General features: G+C 68.0%; 19 protein-coding genes. 10 read left to right on the forward strand and 9 right to left on the reverse strand.

Annotated features, from left to right (window positions below):
- Positions 1-118: 118 nt before the first annotated feature.
- Both RIB45_RS02735 and RIB45_RS02740 read left to right on the forward strand, forming a co-directional pair.
- Entirely contained in the window at positions 119-817 is a 699-nt protein-coding gene (locus tag RIB45_RS02735; RefSeq protein ID WP_350048527.1) for a hypothetical protein, read from the forward strand.
- A gap of 217 nt (positions 818-1,034) precedes the next feature.
- A complete protein-coding gene (locus RIB45_RS02740) occupies positions 1,035-1,271 on the forward strand; it encodes a hypothetical protein (RefSeq protein WP_350048529.1) in 237 nt (78 codons plus the stop codon).
- Between the two features lie 37 nt (positions 1,272-1,308).
- On the opposite strand, the gene RIB45_RS02745 is transcribed toward RIB45_RS02740, so the two are convergent.
- The 3 genes from RIB45_RS02745 to RIB45_RS02755 form a co-directional block, all read right to left on the reverse strand.
- Positions 1,309-2,523 carry an argininosuccinate synthase gene (locus tag RIB45_RS02745; protein WP_350048531.1) on the reverse strand — a complete coding sequence of 405 codons (1,215 nt, stop codon included), beginning with the start codon at positions 2,521-2,523 and terminating at the stop codon, positions 1,309-1,311.
- 130 nt (positions 2,524-2,653) lie between these two features.
- On the reverse strand, positions 2,654-3,598 hold the full coding sequence (locus RIB45_RS02750; RefSeq protein ID WP_350048533.1) for a glycosyltransferase family 9 protein: 945 nt from the start codon (positions 3,596-3,598) through the stop codon (positions 2,654-2,656).
- Positions 3,595-4,812, reverse strand: coding sequence for a glycosyltransferase family 4 protein (locus RIB45_RS02755; RefSeq protein WP_350048535.1), 1,218 nt, complete (start codon positions 4,810-4,812; stop codon positions 3,595-3,597). Before RIB45_RS02755 ends, RIB45_RS02750 begins: the two co-directional genes overlap by 4 nt.
- Positions 4,813-4,868: 56 nt before the next feature.
- On the opposite strand from RIB45_RS02755, the gene RIB45_RS02760 reads away from it, so the two are divergent.
- Complete coding sequence (locus RIB45_RS02760; protein WP_350048537.1) at positions 4,869-5,630, forward strand: alpha/beta hydrolase; 762 nt, start codon at positions 4,869-4,871, stop codon at positions 5,628-5,630.
- Positions 5,631-5,897: 267 nt separating this feature from the next.
- Positions 5,898-8,018 carry a sensor histidine kinase gene (locus RIB45_RS02765; protein WP_350048539.1) on the forward strand — a complete coding sequence of 707 codons (2,121 nt, stop codon included), beginning with the start codon at positions 5,898-5,900 and terminating at the stop codon, positions 8,016-8,018.
- A 7-nt stretch (positions 8,019-8,025) separates the two neighbouring features.
- Here RIB45_RS02765 and RIB45_RS02770 read toward each other — a convergent pair whose 3' ends face one another.
- The 5 genes from RIB45_RS02770 to fzlA form a co-directional block, all read right to left on the reverse strand.
- A complete protein-coding gene (locus RIB45_RS02770; RefSeq protein ID WP_350048541.1) occupies positions 8,026-9,045 on the reverse strand; it encodes a zinc-dependent alcohol dehydrogenase family protein in 1,020 nt (339 codons plus the stop codon).
- Positions 9,046-9,057: 12 nt separating this feature from the next.
- On the reverse strand, positions 9,058-9,804 hold the full coding sequence (locus RIB45_RS02775; RefSeq protein WP_350048543.1) for an SDR family oxidoreductase: 747 nt from the start codon (positions 9,802-9,804) through the stop codon (positions 9,058-9,060).
- Positions 9,805-9,868: 64 nt separating this feature from the next.
- Positions 9,869-11,206: an NAD(P)H-dependent oxidoreductase gene (locus RIB45_RS02780; RefSeq protein WP_350048545.1), complete on the reverse strand. Its 1,338-nt coding sequence runs from the start codon at positions 11,204-11,206 to the stop codon at positions 9,869-9,871.
- A 20-nt stretch (positions 11,207-11,226) separates the two neighbouring features.
- The gene (locus RIB45_RS02785) at positions 11,227-12,030 is read right to left on the reverse strand and encodes a phytanoyl-CoA dioxygenase family protein (RefSeq protein WP_350048547.1); all 804 of its coding nucleotides are present in this window, start codon (positions 12,028-12,030) and stop codon (positions 11,227-11,229) included.
- 132 nt (positions 12,031-12,162) lie between these two features.
- Positions 12,163-12,831, reverse strand: coding sequence for an FtsZ-binding protein FzlA (gene fzlA / locus RIB45_RS02790; RefSeq protein WP_350048549.1), 669 nt, complete (start codon positions 12,829-12,831; stop codon positions 12,163-12,165).
- 140 nt (positions 12,832-12,971) lie between these two features.
- On the opposite strand from fzlA, the gene RIB45_RS02795 reads away from it, so the two are divergent.
- Positions 12,972-13,115 carry an entericidin gene (locus RIB45_RS02795; protein WP_350048551.1) on the forward strand — a complete coding sequence of 48 codons (144 nt, stop codon included), beginning with the start codon at positions 12,972-12,974 and terminating at the stop codon, positions 13,113-13,115.
- A 19-nt stretch (positions 13,116-13,134) separates the two neighbouring features.
- Here the strand turns inward: RIB45_RS02795 and RIB45_RS02800 are convergent, their stop codons facing one another.
- Complete coding sequence (locus RIB45_RS02800) at positions 13,135-13,833, reverse strand: NnrU family protein (protein ID WP_350048553.1); 699 nt, start codon at positions 13,831-13,833, stop codon at positions 13,135-13,137.
- A gap of 163 nt (positions 13,834-13,996) precedes the next feature.
- Here RIB45_RS02800 and RIB45_RS02805 point away from each other — a divergent pair, with 163 nt between their 5' ends.
- The 5 genes from RIB45_RS02805 to RIB45_RS02825 all read left to right on the forward strand — a co-directional run bounded on the left by RIB45_RS02805 (position 13,997) and on the right by RIB45_RS02825 (position 20,716).
- Positions 13,997-14,287, forward strand: coding sequence for a DUF3253 domain-containing protein (locus RIB45_RS02805; RefSeq protein WP_350048555.1), 291 nt, complete (start codon positions 13,997-13,999; stop codon positions 14,285-14,287).
- A gap of 6 nt (positions 14,288-14,293) precedes the next feature.
- Positions 14,294-15,205 (forward strand): DMT family transporter, encoded by a 912-nt coding sequence (locus RIB45_RS02810; protein WP_350048557.1) that lies wholly within the window; start codon positions 14,294-14,296, stop codon positions 15,203-15,205.
- Between the two features lie 462 nt (positions 15,206-15,667).
- Complete coding sequence (locus tag RIB45_RS02815; RefSeq protein WP_350048559.1) at positions 15,668-17,839, forward strand: methyl-accepting chemotaxis protein; 2,172 nt, start codon at positions 15,668-15,670, stop codon at positions 17,837-17,839.
- Positions 17,840-17,983: 144 nt separating this feature from the next.
- Positions 17,984-18,331 carry a hypothetical protein gene (locus RIB45_RS02820; RefSeq protein WP_350048561.1) on the forward strand — a complete coding sequence of 116 codons (348 nt, stop codon included), beginning with the start codon at positions 17,984-17,986 and terminating at the stop codon, positions 18,329-18,331.
- 84 nt (positions 18,332-18,415) lie between these two features.
- Positions 18,416-20,716, forward strand: coding sequence for a PAS domain-containing sensor histidine kinase (locus RIB45_RS02825; protein ID WP_350049084.1), 2,301 nt, complete (start codon positions 18,416-18,418; stop codon positions 20,714-20,716).
- The last annotated feature ends 8 nt before the right edge of the window (positions 20,717-20,724 follow it).

Genomic DNA, 20,724 nt, shown 5'->3' on the forward strand with positions numbered 1-20,724 from the left:
TTCAACATGCAATTAATTTACGATTCACCGCCGAGCATGTCAATGTCTCGCATCCTATAGATTGCATTGTCGATATCATGCCCGTAAAAGGGTTTCGGGTGTTCCAAAGGGGAGAGGAATGAGCAGTATTATCGAGTTCAGGGCAGCCGCACCGCAAGAAGTTTCCGACGTTCGCACGTTCATGCAATCCGACAAGTCCGGCGAAGTGAAGGCTAGACCGGCGCCCGTCTTCGTCCATTCCGCCGAACAATCCTTCATTCACCTGCTGCTTCGCGATGGGCGGATAGAAGGGGGCGGTGCGGTCTTTGAGTATGGCGATGGAGAGTTCTTCGAAATCGGATCCATGCTTATCACCGGGGCTCTCGGGGGCTTCTCCCCGGTCGGCTTTCAGAACCTCCTGTGCGCTTCCTTGGCCCTGCATGGCGCGGTGAACACCACGCTCGGCGACCAGGGCGAGGGCGTAGAACGCTACGGGCGCTGGTTCGCCGTCGCTCGACCCGGCTCGCCGTCGGAGACCAATCTGCAGAAAGCCGGCTTTGTCGAGCACCGCCCCTCCTCCAAGCTCCTGGAGGTTCGCGCCGCTGCGCTCAAGTGCCCGGCGGACCCGAACAAGGCCTTTTACAGTTTGGATATGGAGGCGAAGATCTGCGCTCTCACCAAACTGTTTTACGATCAGACTGATGTTACCACGCTGCAGCGCCAGAACCGACGCACCAATCAAACGGAAAAAGTCGATTTCAAGTGCACGCTCAAACTGCGCGATCCGCTCGTCCGCGCCGGCGCACTGGAAACCTTTTGTGGGAATTCGAATTCGTAATTTTTTTACATATTGCAAATTTTATTACATCACCCCATCTCATAAGAGATCGACCGCACGCACGGTGGACCGAGATGGAGGCGCGACAATGGGGGCGGGGTGGAGGAACGTGCAACGCAAAGGGCCGGTATATTCGCGAAAAGTTCGTCTTTCCTCTGTTGCGACGCAATCTCTCGCCCGCGCGCCCACCCACTTGCGCCGGCGCGCAGACTATCTGTTGAACGAGTTGGAGGCCGGCCGTTTGACGCCGATCGAGGATCCATTCGAGCGCCAGCTCAAGGCGCCGTACGAAATCTACAAGGTGCAGGAACCCGGATTGCGGATCACGATGCTGCTATCCGACGAGGGGTTGCTCGTCCTTAACGTTCTTGTGGACGACAAATCCCCTCCGCCGACGAATGGCGGCGCCTCTGTGATGGGTTGGGAAAGCGTCGGAGTCCGCGCGGTTTCATGACCTTGGCGCGCCGCGCCTTATGCCAAGGGAGAGGGGACTACCGCCCCTGCAACCGCCCCCGAAGCCGGAGGCGCAGCGCGTTCAATTTGATGAAGCCTTCGGCGTCGCGCTGGTCGTAGACGTCGTCCTCCTCGAAGGTGACGATGTCGGCGTCGTAGAGGCTGTTGGGGCTCTTGCGGCCGGTGACGATGCAGTTGCCCTTGTAGAGCTTCAGGCGCACCGAGCCGGTGACCTTCTGGGAGCCGACGTCGATCGCGGCCTGCATCATCTCGCGCTCGGGGCTGAACCAGAAGCCGTTGTAGAGCAGCTCCGCATAGCGCGGCATGAGCTCATCCTTCAGGTGCATCGCGCCGCGGTCCAGCGTGATCGATTCCATCGCGCGGCGCGCGTGGAACAGGATCGTGCCGCCGGGCGTCTCATAGACCCCGCGCGACTTCATGCCGATGAAGCGGTTCTCGACGATGTCGATGCAGCCGACCCCGTGCTTGCCGCCGAGCTCGTTGAGCCGGGTCAGCAGAGCGGCCGGGGAGAGTTTCTCGCCGTCGATCGCGGTCGGGTCGCCGGCCTCGAAATCGATTGTGATCTCCTCCGCCTGATCGGGCGCGTTCATCGGGCTGACCATCCGGGAGAGCACCAGATCCATGTCCGGCTCGACCCAGGGGTCCTCCAGCATGTTCCCCTCGGAGGAGATGTGCAGCAGGTTGGCGTCCTGGCTGAAGGGCGGCTCGCCGCGCTTGTCCTTGGGCACCGGGATCTGGTGCTTTTCGGCGTAGTCGATCAGCTTGGTGCGGCTGGTCAGGTCCCATTCGCGCCACGGCGCGATGATCTTGATGTCGGGCTTGAGGGCGTAGTAGCCGAGCTCGAAGCGCACCTGATCGTTGCCCTTGCCGGTCGCGCCGTGCGAGACGGCGTCGGCCCCGGTCTCCTCGGCGATTTCGATCTGGCGCTTGGCGATCAGCGGGCGCGCGACCGAGGTGCCGAGCAAATATGTGCCCTCATAGAGCGCGTTAGCGCGGAACATCGGGAAGACGTAGTCGCGCACGAACTCTTCGCGCAGATCCTCGACGTAGATCTGCTTGATGCCCATCATCTCGGCTTTCTTGCGCGCGGGCTCCAGTTCCTCGCCCTGGCCGAGATCGGCCGTGAAGGTCACCACCTCCGCGCCGTAGTGATCCTGCAGCCAGCGCAGGATGACCGAGGTGTCGAGCCCCCCGGAATAGGCGAGAACGACCTTTTTGACCGACTGGGACATGATGCGGAAACCCCCCTTCGCGACAGCGGATTCGGCGTGAGAACCGGCGCGGTTTTAGGGTGCGGCCGGCGTCGGCGCAAGGGGCCGGATGCGCCTTCGCCGGCTCAGGCCGCCAACTCAGGCCGCCAGCTCAGGCCGCCGCGCTCAGCGCGCGGGCGCGCGATAGGACGGTCTCGACGTCGAGCGCCCCAAGGTCCGCAACGCGTAGGATGTCGACCGCCGGCCCGCGCTGGCCGCACAAGGCGGGATCGCTCGCCGGGCCGTAGAGAACGAGCGAGGGGCAGCCCGCGGCCGCGAAAAGATGCATCGGCCCGGTGTCGTTGCCGACGGCGAGCGCGGCGCGGCGCGCCAGCGCCCCCAGGGTCAGGAAGTCCGTGCGCCCCGTCAGGTCGACCGCCGGAGCGCAGGCCTGTTTGATCGCGCCGGTCGCCGTCGCGTCGGCGCCCGCGCCGATCAGCACGGGCGTCATGCGCTCCGCCGCCAGCCGCCGCGCGAGCTCGGCGAACCGCTCGACCGGCCAGCGCTTCTCAGGCCGATGCGCCGCCCCGCCGGGAACCAGAAGCGCGAAGCGTTCTGGCGGATCGAAGCCGGATAGGTCGGCCTCTATGAAGGAGAGGTCCGGGGCGGGGACGTCCGCGATCCCGGCCCGGGCCAGCTGATCGCGCTGGCGCTCCGCCGTGTGCATCCGGTCGCGCGCCGGATTGTCGTGGGGATGGGAGCAGCCGCGCGCGATCCCGGACATCTTGGGTCGCCGCGGCCACATCAGACGCCAGAACAGGCTGGACCGGTCGGAGGTCTGCAGATCGTAGATCATCTCGAACCGCCCGCCGATGAGGCGTCGGCGCAGCGCCCAGAGCTTGCGCGGGTCGCGGGTGCGCACGGTCGTCCAGACGGCGTCGAACAAGCCGCACGCCTCGCCCAGGGGCGCGAAGGGCGCGGTGGTGAGCAGCGTGATCTCCGCGTCCGGGTGAGCGTCGCGAATCGCGCGCATCGGGCCGAGCGCCTGGATGAAGTCGCCCAGCGCGCCCAGCTTGATCACCAGCACGCGCCCGGCCTCGACGGGCGCGCGGGTCACGTCGCGCTCTCCCCCGCCGGGCCGTCCATCGGGCCCAGCAGCTCGTCATAGACCTTGAGCGTGTCGGCGCACATGCGCTCCTTGGTGAAACGGGTGCGGGCGTTCTCCACGCCGGCGGCGTGCATGGCCGCCCGCGCCTCCGGAGACAGTTTGAGGGCGAGGTCGATTTTCAGCGCCAGGTCGTACGGATCGCTCGGCTTGAACAGCCAGCCCGTCTCGCCCTCGCGCACCTGATCGACGGCGCCGCCGTGACGCGGCGCGATCACCGGGCGGCCCATCGCCTGGCCTTCGACCGCGACGCGCCCGAAAGCCTCGGGGTCGGTCGAGGCGGAGACGACGACGTCGGCCAGCTTGTAAGCCGCCGGCATGTCGTCGCAATCCTCGATCACATGAACCATGTCGGCGACGCCCAGCTCTCGGGCGGTCGCCTCCAACTCCCGGCGATAGGCCTCGCGCCCTTGCGAGGAGCCGACGAGCAGGCAGCGCACCGGCCCTTCCTCCACCGCCGTCAGCGCCTTGATCAGCAACAGCTGCCCCTTCCAGCGGGTCAGCCGGCCGGGCAGCAGAACGATCGGCATCCCGTCCGGCAGGCGCCAGCGCTCGGCCAGGCGGATCACGCGTTCGGCCGACACGGCTTCCGGATCGTACAGCGCGGCGTCGATGCCGCGCGGGATGGTGCGCAGGCGCGTCGCGTCCAGCTCGTAGTGGGTCCGGATATGCTCGGCGATGAAGCTGCTGATGGCGATCACGCGATCCCCGCGGGTCATCACCGAATTGTAGGATTTCTTGCCCGGCGCGTTCAGCGAATAGGTGCCGTGGAAAGTGGTGACGAACGGGGTCTGCGTACGCTGGGCCGCCCAGTAGGCGCTCCAGGCCGGCGCGCGGGAGCGGGCGTGGACCAGATCGACCCCTTCGCGCCCGACCAGCTCGGCGAGCCATTGGGCGTTGCGCTTGAGGGTCAGCGGGTTTTTCGACTGCAGCGGTCGCTCGATATGCTCGGCGCCGGCGCGCAGCAGCTCGCGCACCATCGGCCCGCCGCCCGACGCGACGATCGACCGATAGCCGGCCCGAGCCGCGGCGGCTGCGACATCGACCGTCCCGCGCTCGACCCCGCCGGTGACCAGCGAGGGCACCACCTGCAGCAGCGTGCGCGGCTTCGCGGCGCGCGCGCCGTCGGGCGGGGCCGGGTCGCTTTCGGGGCCGGCGTGGGCCATGCTAAAGATCCTTCGACGAACCAGCGAATAGGCCGAGCGGAAGAGGAACGCGCGCCATGCAAGAGCGGGTCGAGGTCGCGGCCAAGCCGGACGGCGCGAAAATCGCATACCGGCGCGAGAGCGGCAAGCGTCCGGGGGCGCTGTTCTGCGGCGGCTTCCATTCCGACATGGACGGCGGCAAGGCGACCTTCCTACACGCCCGCGCGGCCGAGGCGGGCGTCGCCTTCACCCGCTTCGACTATCAGGGCCACGGCCGCTCCTCCGGCGCCTTCGCCGAGGGCGCGATCGGCGCCTGGTTCGACGACGCGCTTTTCGTCCTCGATCGGCTGACCGAGGGACCCCAGGTGATCGTCGGCTCCTCGATGGGCGGCTGGATGGCGCTGCTGCTGGCCCGCGCCCGGCCCGATCGGGTCGCAGGCCTGGCGCTCATCGCGCCGGCCCCGGACTTCCCGCGCAAACTGATGCTGCCCAGCCTGCCGGCGGACGCGCGCCGCGCGCTGGAGGAGACCGGCCTGTGGGATCGCCCGTCCGAGTTCGCGGACGAAAGCTACCCGATCACCGCGCGCCTGATCGAGGAGTCCGCGGCGCATGAGCTGCTGGACGGCCCGCCGATCCCGGTCGCCGGCCCGGTCCACATCCTGCACGGGCTGGCCGACGAGATCGTGCCCTTCGACCACGCGCGCCGGGTCGTCGACCTGGTGGAGGCCCCCTCGGTCGCGCTGGAGGCGATCAAGGGCGGCGACCATCGCCTCTCAACCGACGCCGATTTGGCGCGGCTGTGGGACCGGGTGCAGGCGGTCCGCGGCGCGCAGGGCTGATCCCTCGCCCCGGCTCTCCGTTACGGCTGCGCGCGCCTTTCCGGACGTCGCGGGTCGAACAGCGTCAAATCGTTTGCGTCCCGCCGATCCGTCGGCGATTGCGCCGCCAACCCGCGAGCGATCGACGCTCCGCGCTCGAAAGGGGCGCGCGCCGGCCGAGCCGAAAGTATTAAGACCTTATTCACGAAATGGATAGTATAGTGCTCGCGATGGTTGGATCGTCGGGCGTGCGGGCGCGGCGAAGGCCGGGTGGGGGCGGATCGTTCTATGCCGAGCATGACCATACCCTTGTCGCGCCTGTCGCTGGCGACGGCGTTGGCGGCGACGCTGCTGTTCGCGATCCTGGGCGCGCTGCTGGCGCAGGCCAGCTATCGCGGCCACAAGGCGGAGGCGGACCAGCGCCTGCTGATGTTGGTGCAGGAATCGATGGTGACGCTCGATGCGTATCTGTCGATCCAAAGCTCGACCTTGAGCTACGCCGTGCGTCGGTTGGCCGAGGACGGGGTCGGGACGCTGCCCGCGCTGGCCTGTGAACTCGCCGCGGACGAACCGGCGCCGGACTGTCGCAGCAAGTTGGCCTTGATCACGCTGACCGCCGACCGCGCGGACGAGGTCGCGGCGACGCCCGAGGCGGCGTCGGCCTGCGGCGCGGGCGTCGATCCGCAGGCGATCGTCTCGCGCTTCCAGGACGCCAGCCCGTTGCGCACCTATCTGGGGCCGAGCGTGCGCCGCCCCGACGGGTCGATCCGCGCGGCGATGATCCAACCGCTGGACGCGCGCCGCGCGGTCGCGCTGTGCGTCGATCTGGACGTGCTGTTGGCCGGGTGGCGGCGCTTGGCCGTTCAAGACGGCTCGGCCATCGCGCTGCTCAAAGGGCTGCGCACGATCTGGCTGCGCTGGCCGCATGTCGACGGGATCATCAACCGGGACGTCAGCGGCGGCCCGCTCGTCCGATCGATCCTGGAGGCCGGCGCGCCGCGCAGCGGCGTGGCCGAGTTCACGCCCGCCTACACCGATGCGCGCAGCCGCCGCAACCTGTGGCTCACCTCCGAGCAGGCGCCGCTCACCCTGGTGGCGGGCTACGCCAGCGATCGCCTCTTCGGGGACTGGCTTGCCGCCCATTGGCTGGAGCTCGTCGCGCTGGCGCTGATCTGTCTTGCGGTCCCGGCCGGTCTGCTGGGCGCGCAATGGCGCGGCGCCAAGCGGCAGGGCGAGATGCGCGAGCTGTTGAATCGCCTCGACCTCGCGACCGATGCGGGCGGCATCGGCTGCTGGCGTTACGATTTCCAGACCGGCCGGCTCGAGTGGACCGACAAGATGTTCGAGATCTTCGGTCTCGACCCGGCGGAGTTTCGCGGCGTCTTCGAGGATTGGCGCGACCGCCTCCATCCCGATGACGCGCCGGCCGCAGAAGCCGCCTTCCTCGCCAACAGTCGAGGCGACGTCCCGTTCGAATTCCTGTTCCGCGTGGTGCGAAAGACGGACGGCGCCGTGCGGTGGGTGCGCGCGCGCAGCGAAGTGACGCTGGATGAGCGCGGCAGGCCGGCGGCCGCCAACGGCGTCAACATGGACGTGACCGAGACGATCGAAGAGCAGGCGCAACTCGCGAACGCTCTCGGACAGGCGCACGAGGCGATGGCGGCGCGCGAACGGTTCCTGGCGACGCTGAGCCACGAGTTGCGCACGCCGCTGAACGCCATCATCGGCTTCGCCGATCTGATGCGCGCGATGGAGCCGGGGGGCCTGCCGTCGGACAAACGGCGCGCCTATCTCGACGACATTCATATGAGCGGCGAGCACCTGCTTTCCCTCATCAACGACATGCTCGATCTGGCCCAGCTCGAGCGCGGGGCGCCGAAATTGACGCTGGAGCCGGTTCAGGCCGCCGGGGCCTTCGCCGACGCCGTGCGCGTGATGTCGGGGCGCGTCGAGCAGGCGGGGCTTGCGCTGGAAATTGTCGACAGCGGCGCCTTGACCGCGCTCGCCGATCGGCGCGCCCTGACGCAGATTCTGCTGAACCTGCTCTCGAACGCGATCAAGTTCACCAAGCCCGGCGGGAGCGTGCGGCTGTCGGCCCGCCCGGCCGGACCGGGCCGGATGGAGATTCGGGTCGAGGATGACGGCTGCGGCATTCCCGCTTCGAAGATCGCCGATCTCGGCCAGCCCTTCACCAAGGTGGACGGCGGCTATCACACGACGGGCGAGGGAGCGGGCCTAGGCCTCGCCATCGTCAGTCGACTCGCCCGTGCGATGGGCGGGCGATTCCAGATCGAGAGCGAGTGGGGCGCCTGGACCTGCGCGCGGGTCATCCTGCCGTCGGCGGAGACCGCCTCCGCGCAAACGCCGACAAGCGCCGCGGAGCCGAAGACCTCGGCGGCCGCCCAGTGACGGCGCCCTAGAAGTCCTCGCACACCACTTTGCCGAAATGGGTCCCCTCCTCAAGGCGGGCCAGCGCGCCGGCGAGATCCTCGAAGGCGAAGCGCTCGGTCTCCAAGGCCGGGCGCATGCCGGACGCGTCGATCGCCGCCAGCATGCGCCGGGCCATGTCGGCGCCGCCGACGGTCACGCCCTGCAGGCGGACGTTTCGGGTGACCACCTTGCCGAGGTTGAGGGGCGGGGCCGATCCCCCCAGCACCCCGATCAGGCTGACCGACCCGCTGGAGCGCACGGCCGAGACCGACTGATCCAGCGTGGCCGCACCGCCGACGTCGACGACGTGATCGACGCCGACGCCGTCGGTCAGCTCCCGGGCGATCTTGTGCCAGTCCGGATCGCGCCGGTAGTTGATCAGATGGTCGGCGCCCAACGGCTTCGCGCGCTCCAGCTTCTCGTCGCTGGAGGAGGTCAGGATCGTGCGCGCGCCGGCCAGCTTCGCGAACTGCAGCGCGAAGAGCGAGATCGCGCCGGTGCCTTGGCACAAGACCCATTGGCCCGGCTTGATCTGGGCCTGCTCGACCACCGCGCTCCAGGCGGTCACGCCGGCGCAGGGCAGGCTCGCCGCCTCGGCGGGCGTCAGATGGGCGGGGGCTTTCAGGACGGCCTGCGCGGGGACCGGCATCAGCGCGCGCATCGTCCCGTCGCGCGGGCCGCCGTGGGCGCCGCGGTGGGCCTCGGCGTCGGGCGCGCCGTGCGGCCAGGTCACGCTGTAGGCGGGGACGACGAAATCGCCTTCCTTGAGGCCCTCGACCCCTTCGCCGACGGCGGTGATCCGGCCCGCCCCGTCGCACAGCGGGATCAACGGCGGCTTGCCGCCCATGCGGCCGTAGCCGCCCATCATCATGATGCGGTCGCGCGGGTTGATCGCGACGGCCTGGATCGCGATCACCGCCTCGCCGGGCGCGGGCTCTGGGTCGGGCAGATCGACCCGGCGCAGATTCTCCAGGCCGAAATCCTCTTCCAGGCGGATCGCCTTCATCGCCTCGTCCCCTTATCGCCCGCCGGTGACGCCCAGCGTGGTTCCCGTGACGAAGCCGGCCGCGGCCGACAGCAGCCAAGCGACGGCGTCGGCCACCTCCTCCGCCCGGCCGTTCCGGCGCAGCGGCGTGGATTGGGCGACCCGCGCGGGCTTGTCGTCCTGGCCTTGCGAGGCGTGGATGTCCGTCTCGATCACGCCGGGCGCGACGCCGACGACGCGCACGCCCTCCGGCCCGACCTCCTTCGCCAGCGCTTCCGTCATCACGTCGATCGCGCCTTTTCCGGCGGCGTACTGAATGTATTCGCCGGGGCTGCCGAGGCGCGCCGCGACGCTTGAGAGATTGCAGATCACGCCGCCCGAGCCGCCGCGCCCGGTCGCCATGCGCCGCACGGCCTCGCGCGCGGCGACGAAGGCGCCTAGCACGTTGACGTCGAAGCTGCGTTTCAGCTCCTCCGTCGAACAATCGGCCAAGGCCCCAGGCGGGCTGGTGACGCCCGCATTATTGACCAGCGCGTCGAGCCGCCCGAAGGCGGCGTCCGTCGCTTCGAACAGCCCGACGATCTGATCCGGATCGGCCGCGTCCGCCTGATGGGCGAGGGCCTTGCGGCCCGCGGCCTCGACCGCGCGGACGACCGCCTCGGCCTCCTCGCGGCGCGCGCGATAGCTGATCGCCACGTCCCAGCCGTCGGCGGCCAGGCGCTTGGCGCAGGCCGCGCCGATCCCGCGCGAGCCGCCGGTAATCAGGACGGTCTTGGGCATGGCTGCTTCTCCCTTTGAAAAGCCCTTCCCCTATGAGGGGGAGCAAGGCGGACGCCTGGGCGCCCTATCCGAACGCCTGCTCCATGGCGCGGCGCGTCTGATAGGCGGCGTCGCTCTCGTCGATCTCGACGTCGGCGTAGGTGAGCGGCCGGTCTTCGGTCACGTCGCGCTTGAGCGTCCAGCCGTGCGCCAGCCCGATCGGGAGCGCGCCGAGGCGCTTGCTCTCCCCCGCGGGCATGAGGCGGCCGTAGACCGTGTAGCCGCCCTCGCCGTCGAGCCGCTCGCCGGCCTTCAAATCGCGCTTGGCGCAAGCGACCGCGTCGCCGGCCCAATGCAGCGAACTGCCGGTGGGCTCGCCCCGCAACGCGGCGCTGGCGACCGAGATCCCAAGCTCCAGCCCGATCAGGTGATAGGGCCTGTACATGGCGGCGTATGTTCCGGTCGAATCCGTGTGCAGGCCGTATTCGGCGAAGCATCGGCGGACGTAGTCGCTTCCCGCCTCGAACACCGCATAGACGCCCCAGCGCAGGTCGCGGAAGACGGGGCGTCCGTCGCGCTCCAGGCTGGAGACCACCTCCACCGTCCCCTTGTGCGGCATCGAACCGCCGTCCTCCAAGGGACGCAGCACATGCGGCAGATCGTCGACGCCGCAGGGCGGGAACTGCAGGCCGGAGGGCTGGGGCGTCAGGCCGCAGGCGTTTGCGACGGCGGCCATCTCGATCGCGGACTTGGTGCCGTCGAGGAAGCTGTTGAACATCTGCGGGTTCATGCCGCCGGCCTGCGCCGCCTCCGGCGTCAGGCCGTAATGGGTCCAGACGTCGTCCGGGGTGACCTTGTGGTAGGCGGGCAGATATTTCGTCCCCTTGCCTGCGCAGACGACGTCGAGGCCGGCGGTGCGGGCCCAGTCGACGATCTCGGCGATCATCGCAGGCTGATCGCCGTAGGCCATCGAATAGACGACGCCCGCCTCCCGCGCCTTCTGCGCCAGGAGCGGCCCGGCCAGCACGTCGGCCTCGACATTGACCATGACGACGTGGCGGCCGGCGTCGATCGCCGCCAGCGCATGACGCACGCCGGCGGCCGGGCTGCCCGTGGCGTCGATCACGACCTCCAGCCCGTCCGCGCCGATCAGTTCGGCGGAGTCCTCGGTGACCCAGGTCCCCCCCGTCCTCAGCGCATCGGCAGCGCTGGAGGCCTTAGCGCGCGCCGGGTCCCAGCCGATACGCTCCAGCGTGGTGCGGACCCGGTCGGGCGAAAGGTCGGCGATCGCCTGGACGTGGAAGCCTTTTTGCCGCCCGGCCTGGGACAGGAACATCGCGCCGAACTTGCCGGCGCCGATCAGGCCGACGCGCACGGGTCGGCCGTCCTCGGCCCGCGCGCCGAGCAGATGATGCAGGTTCATGGGTCTCTCGTGCGCTCCGTCTATTCCGCCGCGCGGGCGCGGCGCGCCTCGACCAGTTCGCCCAGGCAGTCGTCCGCCAGCGGCTCGATCGGCGTGAAGTCGCGGTGCGCGATCCATTCCTTGCGCGTGTGTTTTGTGATGTGGTTCGAAACCGCGCACAGGCTGAGATAGACGATGGTGCGGCTGAAGGGGCTGATGTTCGGCGGGCTGGCGTGCACAAGATTGCCGTGGAACATTACGACCGAGCCCGGCGGGCCGACCGGCGCCTCAAGCCCGCCCTCTTGCGCCAGCTTCGAGACCGTCTCGCGGTCGAGCGTCCACAGCGGATAGCTCGTCGTCTCCAGATCGTGTCCGGCCTCGAACACGCCCTGTTGGTGCGAGCGCGGAATGAAGAGGAGCGGGCCGTTCGCCGGCGTCACCTCTTCCAAAAAGAGCGCGATATTCATCGCTCTCGGCTCCGGCATGCCGTCGTCGCGCTGCCAGGTTCCATAGTCCTGGTGCCACTGCCAGACCTCGCCGTCGAAGGCGGCCTTGGCGTTGATCTTGAACTGATGCATGTAGAGCTGTTCGCCCAGCAGCTGCTCGACCGGCTCCACCAGCCGCGGGTGCCGGCCCAGGCGCCGATAGGGCTCTGAATAGGTGTGGGCGGCGAAGGCGGTGCGCGCGACGCCCGAGCTTTCGCGCCAGACCTCCTCGCGCTCCTGGCCGTAGATCGCTTGCGCCTCGGCCAGCAGCATCGCCGCCTCGTCCAGCGAAAACAGGCTGGGAAGGAAGAGGTAGCCCTCCTCCTCGAACCGCTTGAGATCGGCTTCCGTCAGTTTCATCGCGCATCCTCCCGCCTGGATGTCCTGTTTGAGTGTCCGAACGATCTCACGCCGGCGCCGAGGCGGCAAGCATGCGGGCGCGCCAAAGCGCGCGCGCCGGGAATGCGGCGCGAGCCGCTGTTGCGGGGAGGTCTAGAAATCCAGATCCGCATAGTGCCGCGGCGGCGGGGCGCCGGGGATGTGGTCGGCCAGCAGCGGGCGGAAGGCGGGTCGCGACTTGATCCGGGCGTACCAGTTCTTCGCCTCCGGGTGATCGTCCCAGGGCACGTCGCCGAGATAGTCGACGGTGGAGAGGTGGGCGGCCGCCGTCAGATCGGCCAGCGTCATCTCCTCGCCGGCGAGCCAGCTGCGCCGTTCCGCCAGCCAGTCGATATAGGCGAGGTGGATATGCAGGTTGCGGCCGCCCGCGCGGATCGCGGACGAGCTCGGCTCTCCCAGGCCGAGGAAGCGTTTCATGATCTTCTCGTCCACCAGATTGACGCCGACCTCTTGGTTGAATTTGCGGTCGAACCAATCGATCAACCGGCGGACCTCCGCGCGCTCCACCGCCCCGGTGCCCATCAGCGGCCGGTCGCCATACATCTCGTCGAGATATTCCGCGATCACCTGGCTGCCGCAGATGCGATTGCCGTCCTCGTCGACCAACACCGGGCATTCCCCGGTGGGGTTCAAGGCCAGGAAATCGTCGCGCCGCTCCCAGACCTTTTCGACCTGCATCTTGAACGGCAATTGCTTCTCGCCGAGCGCGAGACGCACCTTGCGGCAGAACGGCGAGAGCCAGAGGTGATAAAGCAGCATCATGGCGCTTTCGCTATAGCCGTCAACGCGTTGGCCCGCAACAGCGATCGCGCGCGATCGCCGGCGCGTCGCTTGAAGCGCGGCGAGCCGGGCCCATATGGTTCGGCAGCCGAAGCAACAGGCCTTGACGGAGGAGATCGATCATGACGACCCGCACCCCGCACCCGCTGCTGAACCTCGTCCTCGCCGCGCTGTTCGCGCTGGGCTTGGCGGCCTGCGAGAACACAATCGAGGGCGCCGGCGAAGACATCGAGGAGATGGGCGACGAGGTCGAAGAGGCGACCTAGGCCGGACGGCTTCGGACGCCTAGAACACGTCGACCAGGGCGACCCCGGCCAGATAGGGGTGGAGCACCAGAAGCGCGGCGTAAAGCGCGACGCCCAGCGCCAGTCGCGCGACGCCGATTCCCGCCCAATCGACCTTTGTGCGCCCTTGCAGGGCGGCTAGGAAGGGGATGGCGCTGGTGCCCAAGGCGATCGGCCCCCAGTCGGAGCCTGTCGTCGCTTGGCGGCGGAAATCGATATGGGCCATACCGCCGGCCGACAGGACGGCGAACCCGCCGAAGAAGATGACGCTCGCCACGTCGCCGTTGCCGAGCAGATGGGCGATCGCCCAGATCAGAAAGGCCCACAGCATCGGATGGCGGGTGACCGTCAGCACGCCCGCCGGCGGCTTGGGATCGCTCAGCATCTTCTCGCCGCCGACGGCCGTCGGGCTGCGGCTGGTGACCGCAGCCGCCAGCAGCAGGCAGGCCGGGAACATCAGCGCGAGTTGCAGATGGCGCAGGCCGGTGGAATAGGCCCAGAGCTCGAAGTACGGCGCGTCATTGTAGGCGGAGACCATCCAATAGATCGTCGCCGCCGCCACGATGGAATAGAGGATGCGATGCGCGTTGGCGCCGATCCGCTCCACCAGCGCCATTCGCACCGGGAGGCTGGACAGCAGGAAGTGTCCGCCCACGAAGCTCGCCGTCGCCGTCAGAAGATTGGTGAAGGCCGGATCCACGTCGCTTCTCCCGCTCGCTGAGGCCAGCCGGGCCGTCGGCCCGTTCGCGTCATCGGACCGCTCGCCCGTCCGCGCCAATATGGACAGCCCGGCGCGGCGCGTCCATAGTGCGCGCCGTTCGCGCCTCGATCCCCTCGCATTGGCCCGCGGAAGCTCTCACACCATGACCGATTCCCAAGACCGTCTCGACCCGGTGGCCGAGACCATCCTCGCCGAACTGTCGCGGCTCGCCGAGGGCGAAACGCTGGCCCCGGACGACGCCGCACGCGCCTTCGCCGAGACCAAGCGCAAGCCGAACGACGGCCGTGATCTCTACAAGCGGTATCGCCACGCCGTGAAGCAGCAGGCGATCTTCCTCGCCCGCGCCGGCCGGATCGAGATCGTCCGCAAGGGCGAAGCCGTCGACCCGGACGATTTCAAAGGCCTGTGGCGTATGCGCCTCAAGCAGGACTGAGCGGCGATGCGGCTCAATTGGCAGGTTCTGATTCTGGGTGTCGCCTTCTGCACCTTGTGGAGCTCCGCCTTCACAGTCGGCAAATTCGCGATCCAGACGGCCCCGCCGATCCTGTTTCTGACCATCCGATTCGCCCTCGCCTTCTTCGTGATGTGGGCGGTGTTGGCGGTGCTGCGCCGGGGCCTGCCGAACAACCGGCGCGACCTGTGGACGGCGATCTGGCTCGGGATCCTGAACAACGCGATCTATCTGGGCATGTGCTATCTCGCCTTTCGCACGACCTCGTCGGCGATGGTGGCGATGATCGCCAGCCTGATGCCGTTGGTCACCGCCGCGCTCGCCTGGCCGGTGTTGGGAGAGCGGCTGACGCTCCTCAAGCTCGCCGGCCTCGCGCTCGGCGTAGGCGGCGCGTGGTACATTCTGGGCTCGCGGCTCGGCCAGGACGTGGTGATCGACGACCCGACCGGCTTGATGCTGGCGACCTTCGGGATGGTGTGTCTGGCGATCGGCACTGTGCTCTACAAGAAGCGCGGGGCGGAGGCCGACCCGCTGGCGATGAATGCGGTGCAGGCGGGCGCCGCCTCGGTCGTGCTGCTGCCCGCGACGCTGCTGCTGGAGCCGTTCTGGATCGATTTCACCTGGACCTTCGTCTGGACCCAGGCCTACACCGCCATCGTCATGACCTTCGCGACGCTGCTGCTCTGGTTTGCGCTGATCCGCAAGGCCGGCGCGGCGGCGGCCAGCACCTTCCATTTCCTCAACCCCGGCATCGCCATGCTGATCGCCTGGGTCGTCCTGTCGGAGCCGGTCAGCGACAGCGACCTGATCGGCCTGATCCCGGTCGCCGCCGGCATCCTGCTGGTGAACTGGCCGGCGAAGAAGACGAAGTCGGCGCCGGCGCCGGACGCGGCGGCGTAAAAGCCGTGCGGGGCGGGCGCTGCGCCTGACCTTCCGGCGGCGGTTCCAACGCCCGCCGGTATTGCGGCCTCGGCGGACTCGCGCCGGGCGCGTCCCCGTTTGCGCGGCCTTGCGCGGCGCCTCATTAATTCACGCTCAGTCTCGATCCTTTCAGCGATTCCTCGCCGCGACCGGGGTTCACCGAGTTTGACGTCCGATAAGGCGATCCCTTGCGAAACGCGGTAAACATGTCGGGTGCGGTAATATTTTACCGTCCAAATCCTTGCTCTACGTAAGATTACCAGACCCCTATTTGGGGGCGGTCTAGTCGTTTCGCGCCGACGTAAAGAAGTCGTACCGAGCAAGCGCTTCTAGGGAGAGAGCACGCGATGCGGCGTTCTTGTCCGCATCCCGGCTCCGTTTCTCCTAGTCTTCAAACCAGCCCCGAATCGTTTCGGGAACCGGCGATAGGGAATCCGCGGCATGCGTCTATCTAAGAGACTCACCCTGTACATCACGCTGCCTGCCTTGGCGGCCAGCCTCGCAATCGGCCTCAGCTCATTGCTCGCAGAGCGTCAAGCGCTCACGGCCGAGGCCCAAGCTCAACTCTCGGCGGTCGCCAAGACCCGCGTCGATGCGATCGGGCAATATCTCGACGGGGTCGAGAGCGATCTCAGATACCTTGCACAGGCGCCGGGAACGCTCCGGGCGCTTGAGGCGTTCGTCTTCGGATGGAGCACGGTCGACGGCGATCCGAAGACGACGCTGCAACGGCTCTACATCAGCGAGAACCCCAATCCGAAAGGCCAAAAGGACCTTCTGGTCGCAGCGGACGACGGATCGACCTATTCGCGCGCCCATGCCGAACATCACCCGACCTTTCGCCGGATGCTGCTGGAAGGCGGATACTATGACGTCTTTCTTTTCGACTCGCGGGGCAACCTCGTCTACTCCGTCTACAAAGAGTCGGATTACGCGACGAACCTGAACACGGGCGCCTATAAGGAGACCGACCTCGGCGAAGCCTACCGGGCCGCGATGAAGGCGGGGTCGGCCGAGCAGGTCAGCTATTTCGACTTCCGGCCCTACGCCCCCTCGGCCGGGGCCCCGGCCAGCTTCGTCTCGGCGCCGATCATGAAGGACGGAGCGCCTGTCGGCGCGCTGGTCTTTCAGATGCCCATCGATCGATTCAACGCCGTGATGAGCAAGGGCACCGGCCTTGGCGAGACCGGCGAGGCGCTGCTCGTCGGCGAGGATCGCCTGGTGCGCAACGACACGCGCTTCACCGAAGGGGCCATTCTCGATCGGAAAATCGACAATTCAGCGGTCACGGCGGCGTTGGCCGGCGAAAGCGGCGTCAGCCGCTTCGGGGGGGAGATCGTGGCGTTCGAGCCGCTCAGCGTTCGCGGCGTCGACTATGCGCTCCTGGCCACGAAGGACGCCGACGAAGCGTTGGCGCGCGTCGATGAGGCCGCCCTGTTGACCGCCGGCTTAATCATCGTCTTTGCGATCGCCTGTCTCGGGCTCGGCCTGTTCTTGGGAGGACGCGTTTCGGTCCCGCTCGTGGAGCTGACGCAGGGCATGAGCCAATTGGCCGACGGGGACCTCGCCGTCGACGTTCCGCAAACGACGCGCCAGGACGAAATCGGCGACATGGCGCAGGCGATGCTGGTGTTCCGCGAGAACGGCCGGGAGCGCGAGCGGATGCTCGAGGCCCAGCGACGCGAGCAGGAGGCCAAGGCCTCCGAGGCGGAGCGCAAGGAGAAGCGGGCGCTCGAGGTGATCGAGCTGACCCGGATCTTCGAACAGAAGGTGGGCGAGCTGATGGGCGGGCTCGCCTCCGGCTCGGAAGAACTGGAACGGGCGGCGCAGCAGATGGCCGCCGTCGCCGAAGAGACCAGCGGTCAGGCCGAGACGGTCTCGGCCGCCGCCACCCAGACCTCGGCCAACGTGCAGACGGTGGCCGCGTCGACCGAGGAGATGGTCTCTTCGATTGAGGAGATCGGCCAGCAGATCGCCAGAACCTCGGAAATCGCCGACCGCACGGCCGAGCGTTCGAAGCAGGCGTCGGTCAGGGTCGAGACGCTGCGCGGCGAGGCGGACCGTGTGGGCCAGGTCGTCCAACTGATCTCCGACATCGCGGCGCAGACCAATCTGCTCGCGCTCAACGCGACCATCGAAGCGGCGCGCGCCGGGGAGGCGGGCAAGGGGTTCGCCGTCGTGGCCCAGGAGGTCAAGTCGCTCGCAGAGCAGACCGCAAAGGCGACCGACGAGATCGCCGACCAGATCAAGGCGATGCAGACCGGCGTGGCGGAGGCGGTGCCGGCGATCGGCGCGATCTCCGAGTCGATCGAGCAGCTCACCGAGATCGCCACGACCGTCGCGTCTGCGAGCGAGGAGCAGACGACCGCGACGAAGGAGATCTCCCGCAACGTGCAGGAGGCCGCCCAGGGCGTCGATCAGGTGGCCGGCAATGTCGAGGGCCTGCGTGAAGGGGCGCAGTCGACGGCCTCGGCCGCCGACCAGGTCACTGCGACGGCGAAGCAGATCGCCGAGCTCAGCGCCCAGCTGAACGTCTCGATCACCGACTATGTCCGCGACATGAAAGAGGACGACGCGCGCGCTCAGGGGGCTGATCTGAAGCTCGTCGCCTGACGCCGGCCGCACCGTTCCGCCGGCCGTCGCCGTGATCGGCGGCCGGCGGGACGCGCTTCACGGTCTACGGTCTTCTTCAGCCTGAAGCCCGGCCGTCCTCGGACGGGCTATTGCTTGCGCTTTCCCTTTCCCATGGAGGTCCCGATGCCCTCGCGCGACGACACCCCGTTCTTCCCTTCCTTCGGTCCGTCCCCGCGCCCCGCGGGGGAGACGCTCGGCGCGCAGGTGGCGCGGGCCGAAGCGACGTTGGACCTTTCGCGCCAAGAGGCGGCGTTGCTTGACGCGAACCTCCAGCGCGCTCGCGAGTCGCTCGACAGGATCGAGGCCGCCTTCGCTGCGCTTGAAACAGGCCTGGATCGCTATCTCTCGGGCGGGTCGGCGGCGTTTCTCGCATGGGCGGAGCGGCATCTCGAAACCCAGAGTCTCGATGCGCCCCACTCACCCCACGACCGATTGCGCCGGAAAATGCTCGCACGGATTCGCGGCGCCTGATCGCGCCGAGGACCCCGGCGGCCCGATGCGCCTCTGGTCTGCGAGCGCGCGGGGACACTCATGGGTGAAAGTTTACGGAAAATGATGCGACCCTCGACGACCTTCACGCGGGAGCAGACGGCCCTGCTCGACGCTGCGCCGAACGCCGTGCTGATAACGGATAGCGACCTCACGTCTCCCGGACCGAGAATTCTTTACGTCAACGAGGCGTTCGAACGAATGACCGGTTGGCCGCGCGAGGAGATCGTCGGTCGCTCGCCTCGAGCGCTTCAGGGGCCGAAGACGGACCGCACGATCTTCTCCGATATGAAGCGCCGACTTCGGATCGGCGAGATTTGGCGAGGCGAAACCCTCAACTACAAGCGCGACGGCTCGCCTTTCGTGATGCGCTGGTCGATCGCCCCGTTGAAGGGGGGCGACGGCGTTCCCTACGGCTACATCGCGAATCAGGAAGACGTGACCGCGGAGCGCAGGCGGGAGCGGGCCGCTCGCGAGTCGGATGCGTTGATCGCGCGTTTCGTCGATGCGGCGCCGCTGGCGGTCCTTGTCACCGACGAGTCTCTCCTCATCCGGCGGGTCAATGCGGGCGCGGAGGCGACTTTCGGCTGGTCGTGCGAGGACCTGCTCGGCGCTCCCATCGACATGCTGATTCCCGAGCGGCTCCGCGCCGTCCATCGCGAGCATGCGGCGCGCTTCCGGACGGAGGGCACGACTGCGCGTTGGATGCACGGACGCAGAGAGATTTTGGGCCGTCGCCGAAACGGCGAGGAATTCCCGGCGCGCGCCTCTGTCATCCGCGCCGGTGCGGAGGACGCCGGCGGCTACGCGGTGATCCTGCATGATTTGAGCGAAGAGCGCGCCTCCGAGCGGCGGCTGGAGGAGAGCGAACGGCGCTTCCGCGCGTTGTTCGACATGTCCTATCAGTTTGTCGGCATGCTCGATCCCGAGGGACGAATGCTGGAAGTCAACCGCGGCGCGCTGGACTTCATCGACGCGGAAGCGGCGGACGTCCGAGGCCTCCCGTTCGATGCGACGCCCTGGTTCTACGAGCTTCCAGCGGCGGCGGCGCAGGTCCGCCGCGCCGTAAGTCGCGCCCAGGCGGGCGCGTTCGTCCGGGATCAGATTCTGCTCCGCGCGCCGGACGGGGATCTGCGGACCTTCGATTTCTCCCTACGTCCCGTCTTCGACGAATCCGGCGCATTGGAGTTCATGATCCCGGAAGGTCGCGACGTCACGGCGCTGACGCGTGCGAGCGAGCGATTGCGGATCAAAGAGGCCCGCCTGCGCGAGGCCCAAGCGCTCGCCAAGATCGGGCATTGGCGATTGCGGGCGGGCGAAGAGGCGCTTGAGACTTCGGAGGGGTTCCTTCGGATCGTCGGGTGGGCCCCCGAGACGCAGACTGCGCCCTTGACGGCGTTGACCGATATGCTGCCGCCCGAGGATCGGGAGGCTTTCGCGGACGCTCTTTCCCGTCTCAAGGCGGGCGAGGACGCGCTCGACCTCAAGCACGCCGTCACGCTGTCCGACGGCGCGACCCGCATGATGCAGACGCGGATGACGCGGTTGCACGGGGCTGACGGCTTTGCGGTCACGTGCGTGAGCCAGGACGTCACCGAGCAATACGCCGCAGAGTTGGCCCTCAGGGCCGCGATCGAGCGGGCCGAGGAGGCGAGCCAGGCGAAATCCCGCTTCCTCGCGATGATCGGGCACGAGCTGCGCACGCCGCTCAATGCGATCATCGGCTTTTCCGAGATCATCGCCGACCAGATCATGGGGCCGATCGGGGAGCCGCGCTACGTCGACTATGCGGGGGACATCAACGAAAGCGGCAAACATCTGCTGACCCTGATCGAGAGCGTGCTGGACGTCAGCCGATTGGAACGGAACGCGGTCGCCATGCGCCCGTCCCCGACCTCGGCCCGCAGCTTCTTGAGAGCGGTGGCGCGACTGGCCCGCATGGATGCGGCGTACAGCCGGGTCTCGCTGGATTACCAGGAGGCGGATGAGGCGACGCTCGACGTCGATGCGGCGCTGCTCCAACAGGCCGCTCTCAATATTGTGCGGAACGCCCTGAAATTCTCACCGCCTGGGGAGATCGTCACGCTGCGCGGCGTCCGCGATCCGAACTCGGGCGACTATCTGGTCCGGGTGACCGACCGGGGTCCGGGAATCCCGGCCGAGGAAGTCCACAAGATCACCCTTCCGTTCTATCAAGTCGACAGCGGACTGAATCGCCCGCATGAAGGATCCGGTATCGGGCTTTATCTCGCAAAGTCCTTTCTGGACATGCATGACGGGCGTCTTGCGTTCGACCCGCTGCCGGAAGGCGGTACGGCGGTCACGTTGCGGCTGCCCGCCGCGCGCGTGGCGGAGACAACGCGCTGAACCGCGGC

The organism is Marivibrio sp. (assembly GCF_040218065.1).
GTDB lineage: Bacteria > Pseudomonadota > Alphaproteobacteria > UBA8366 > Aestuariispiraceae > Marivibrio.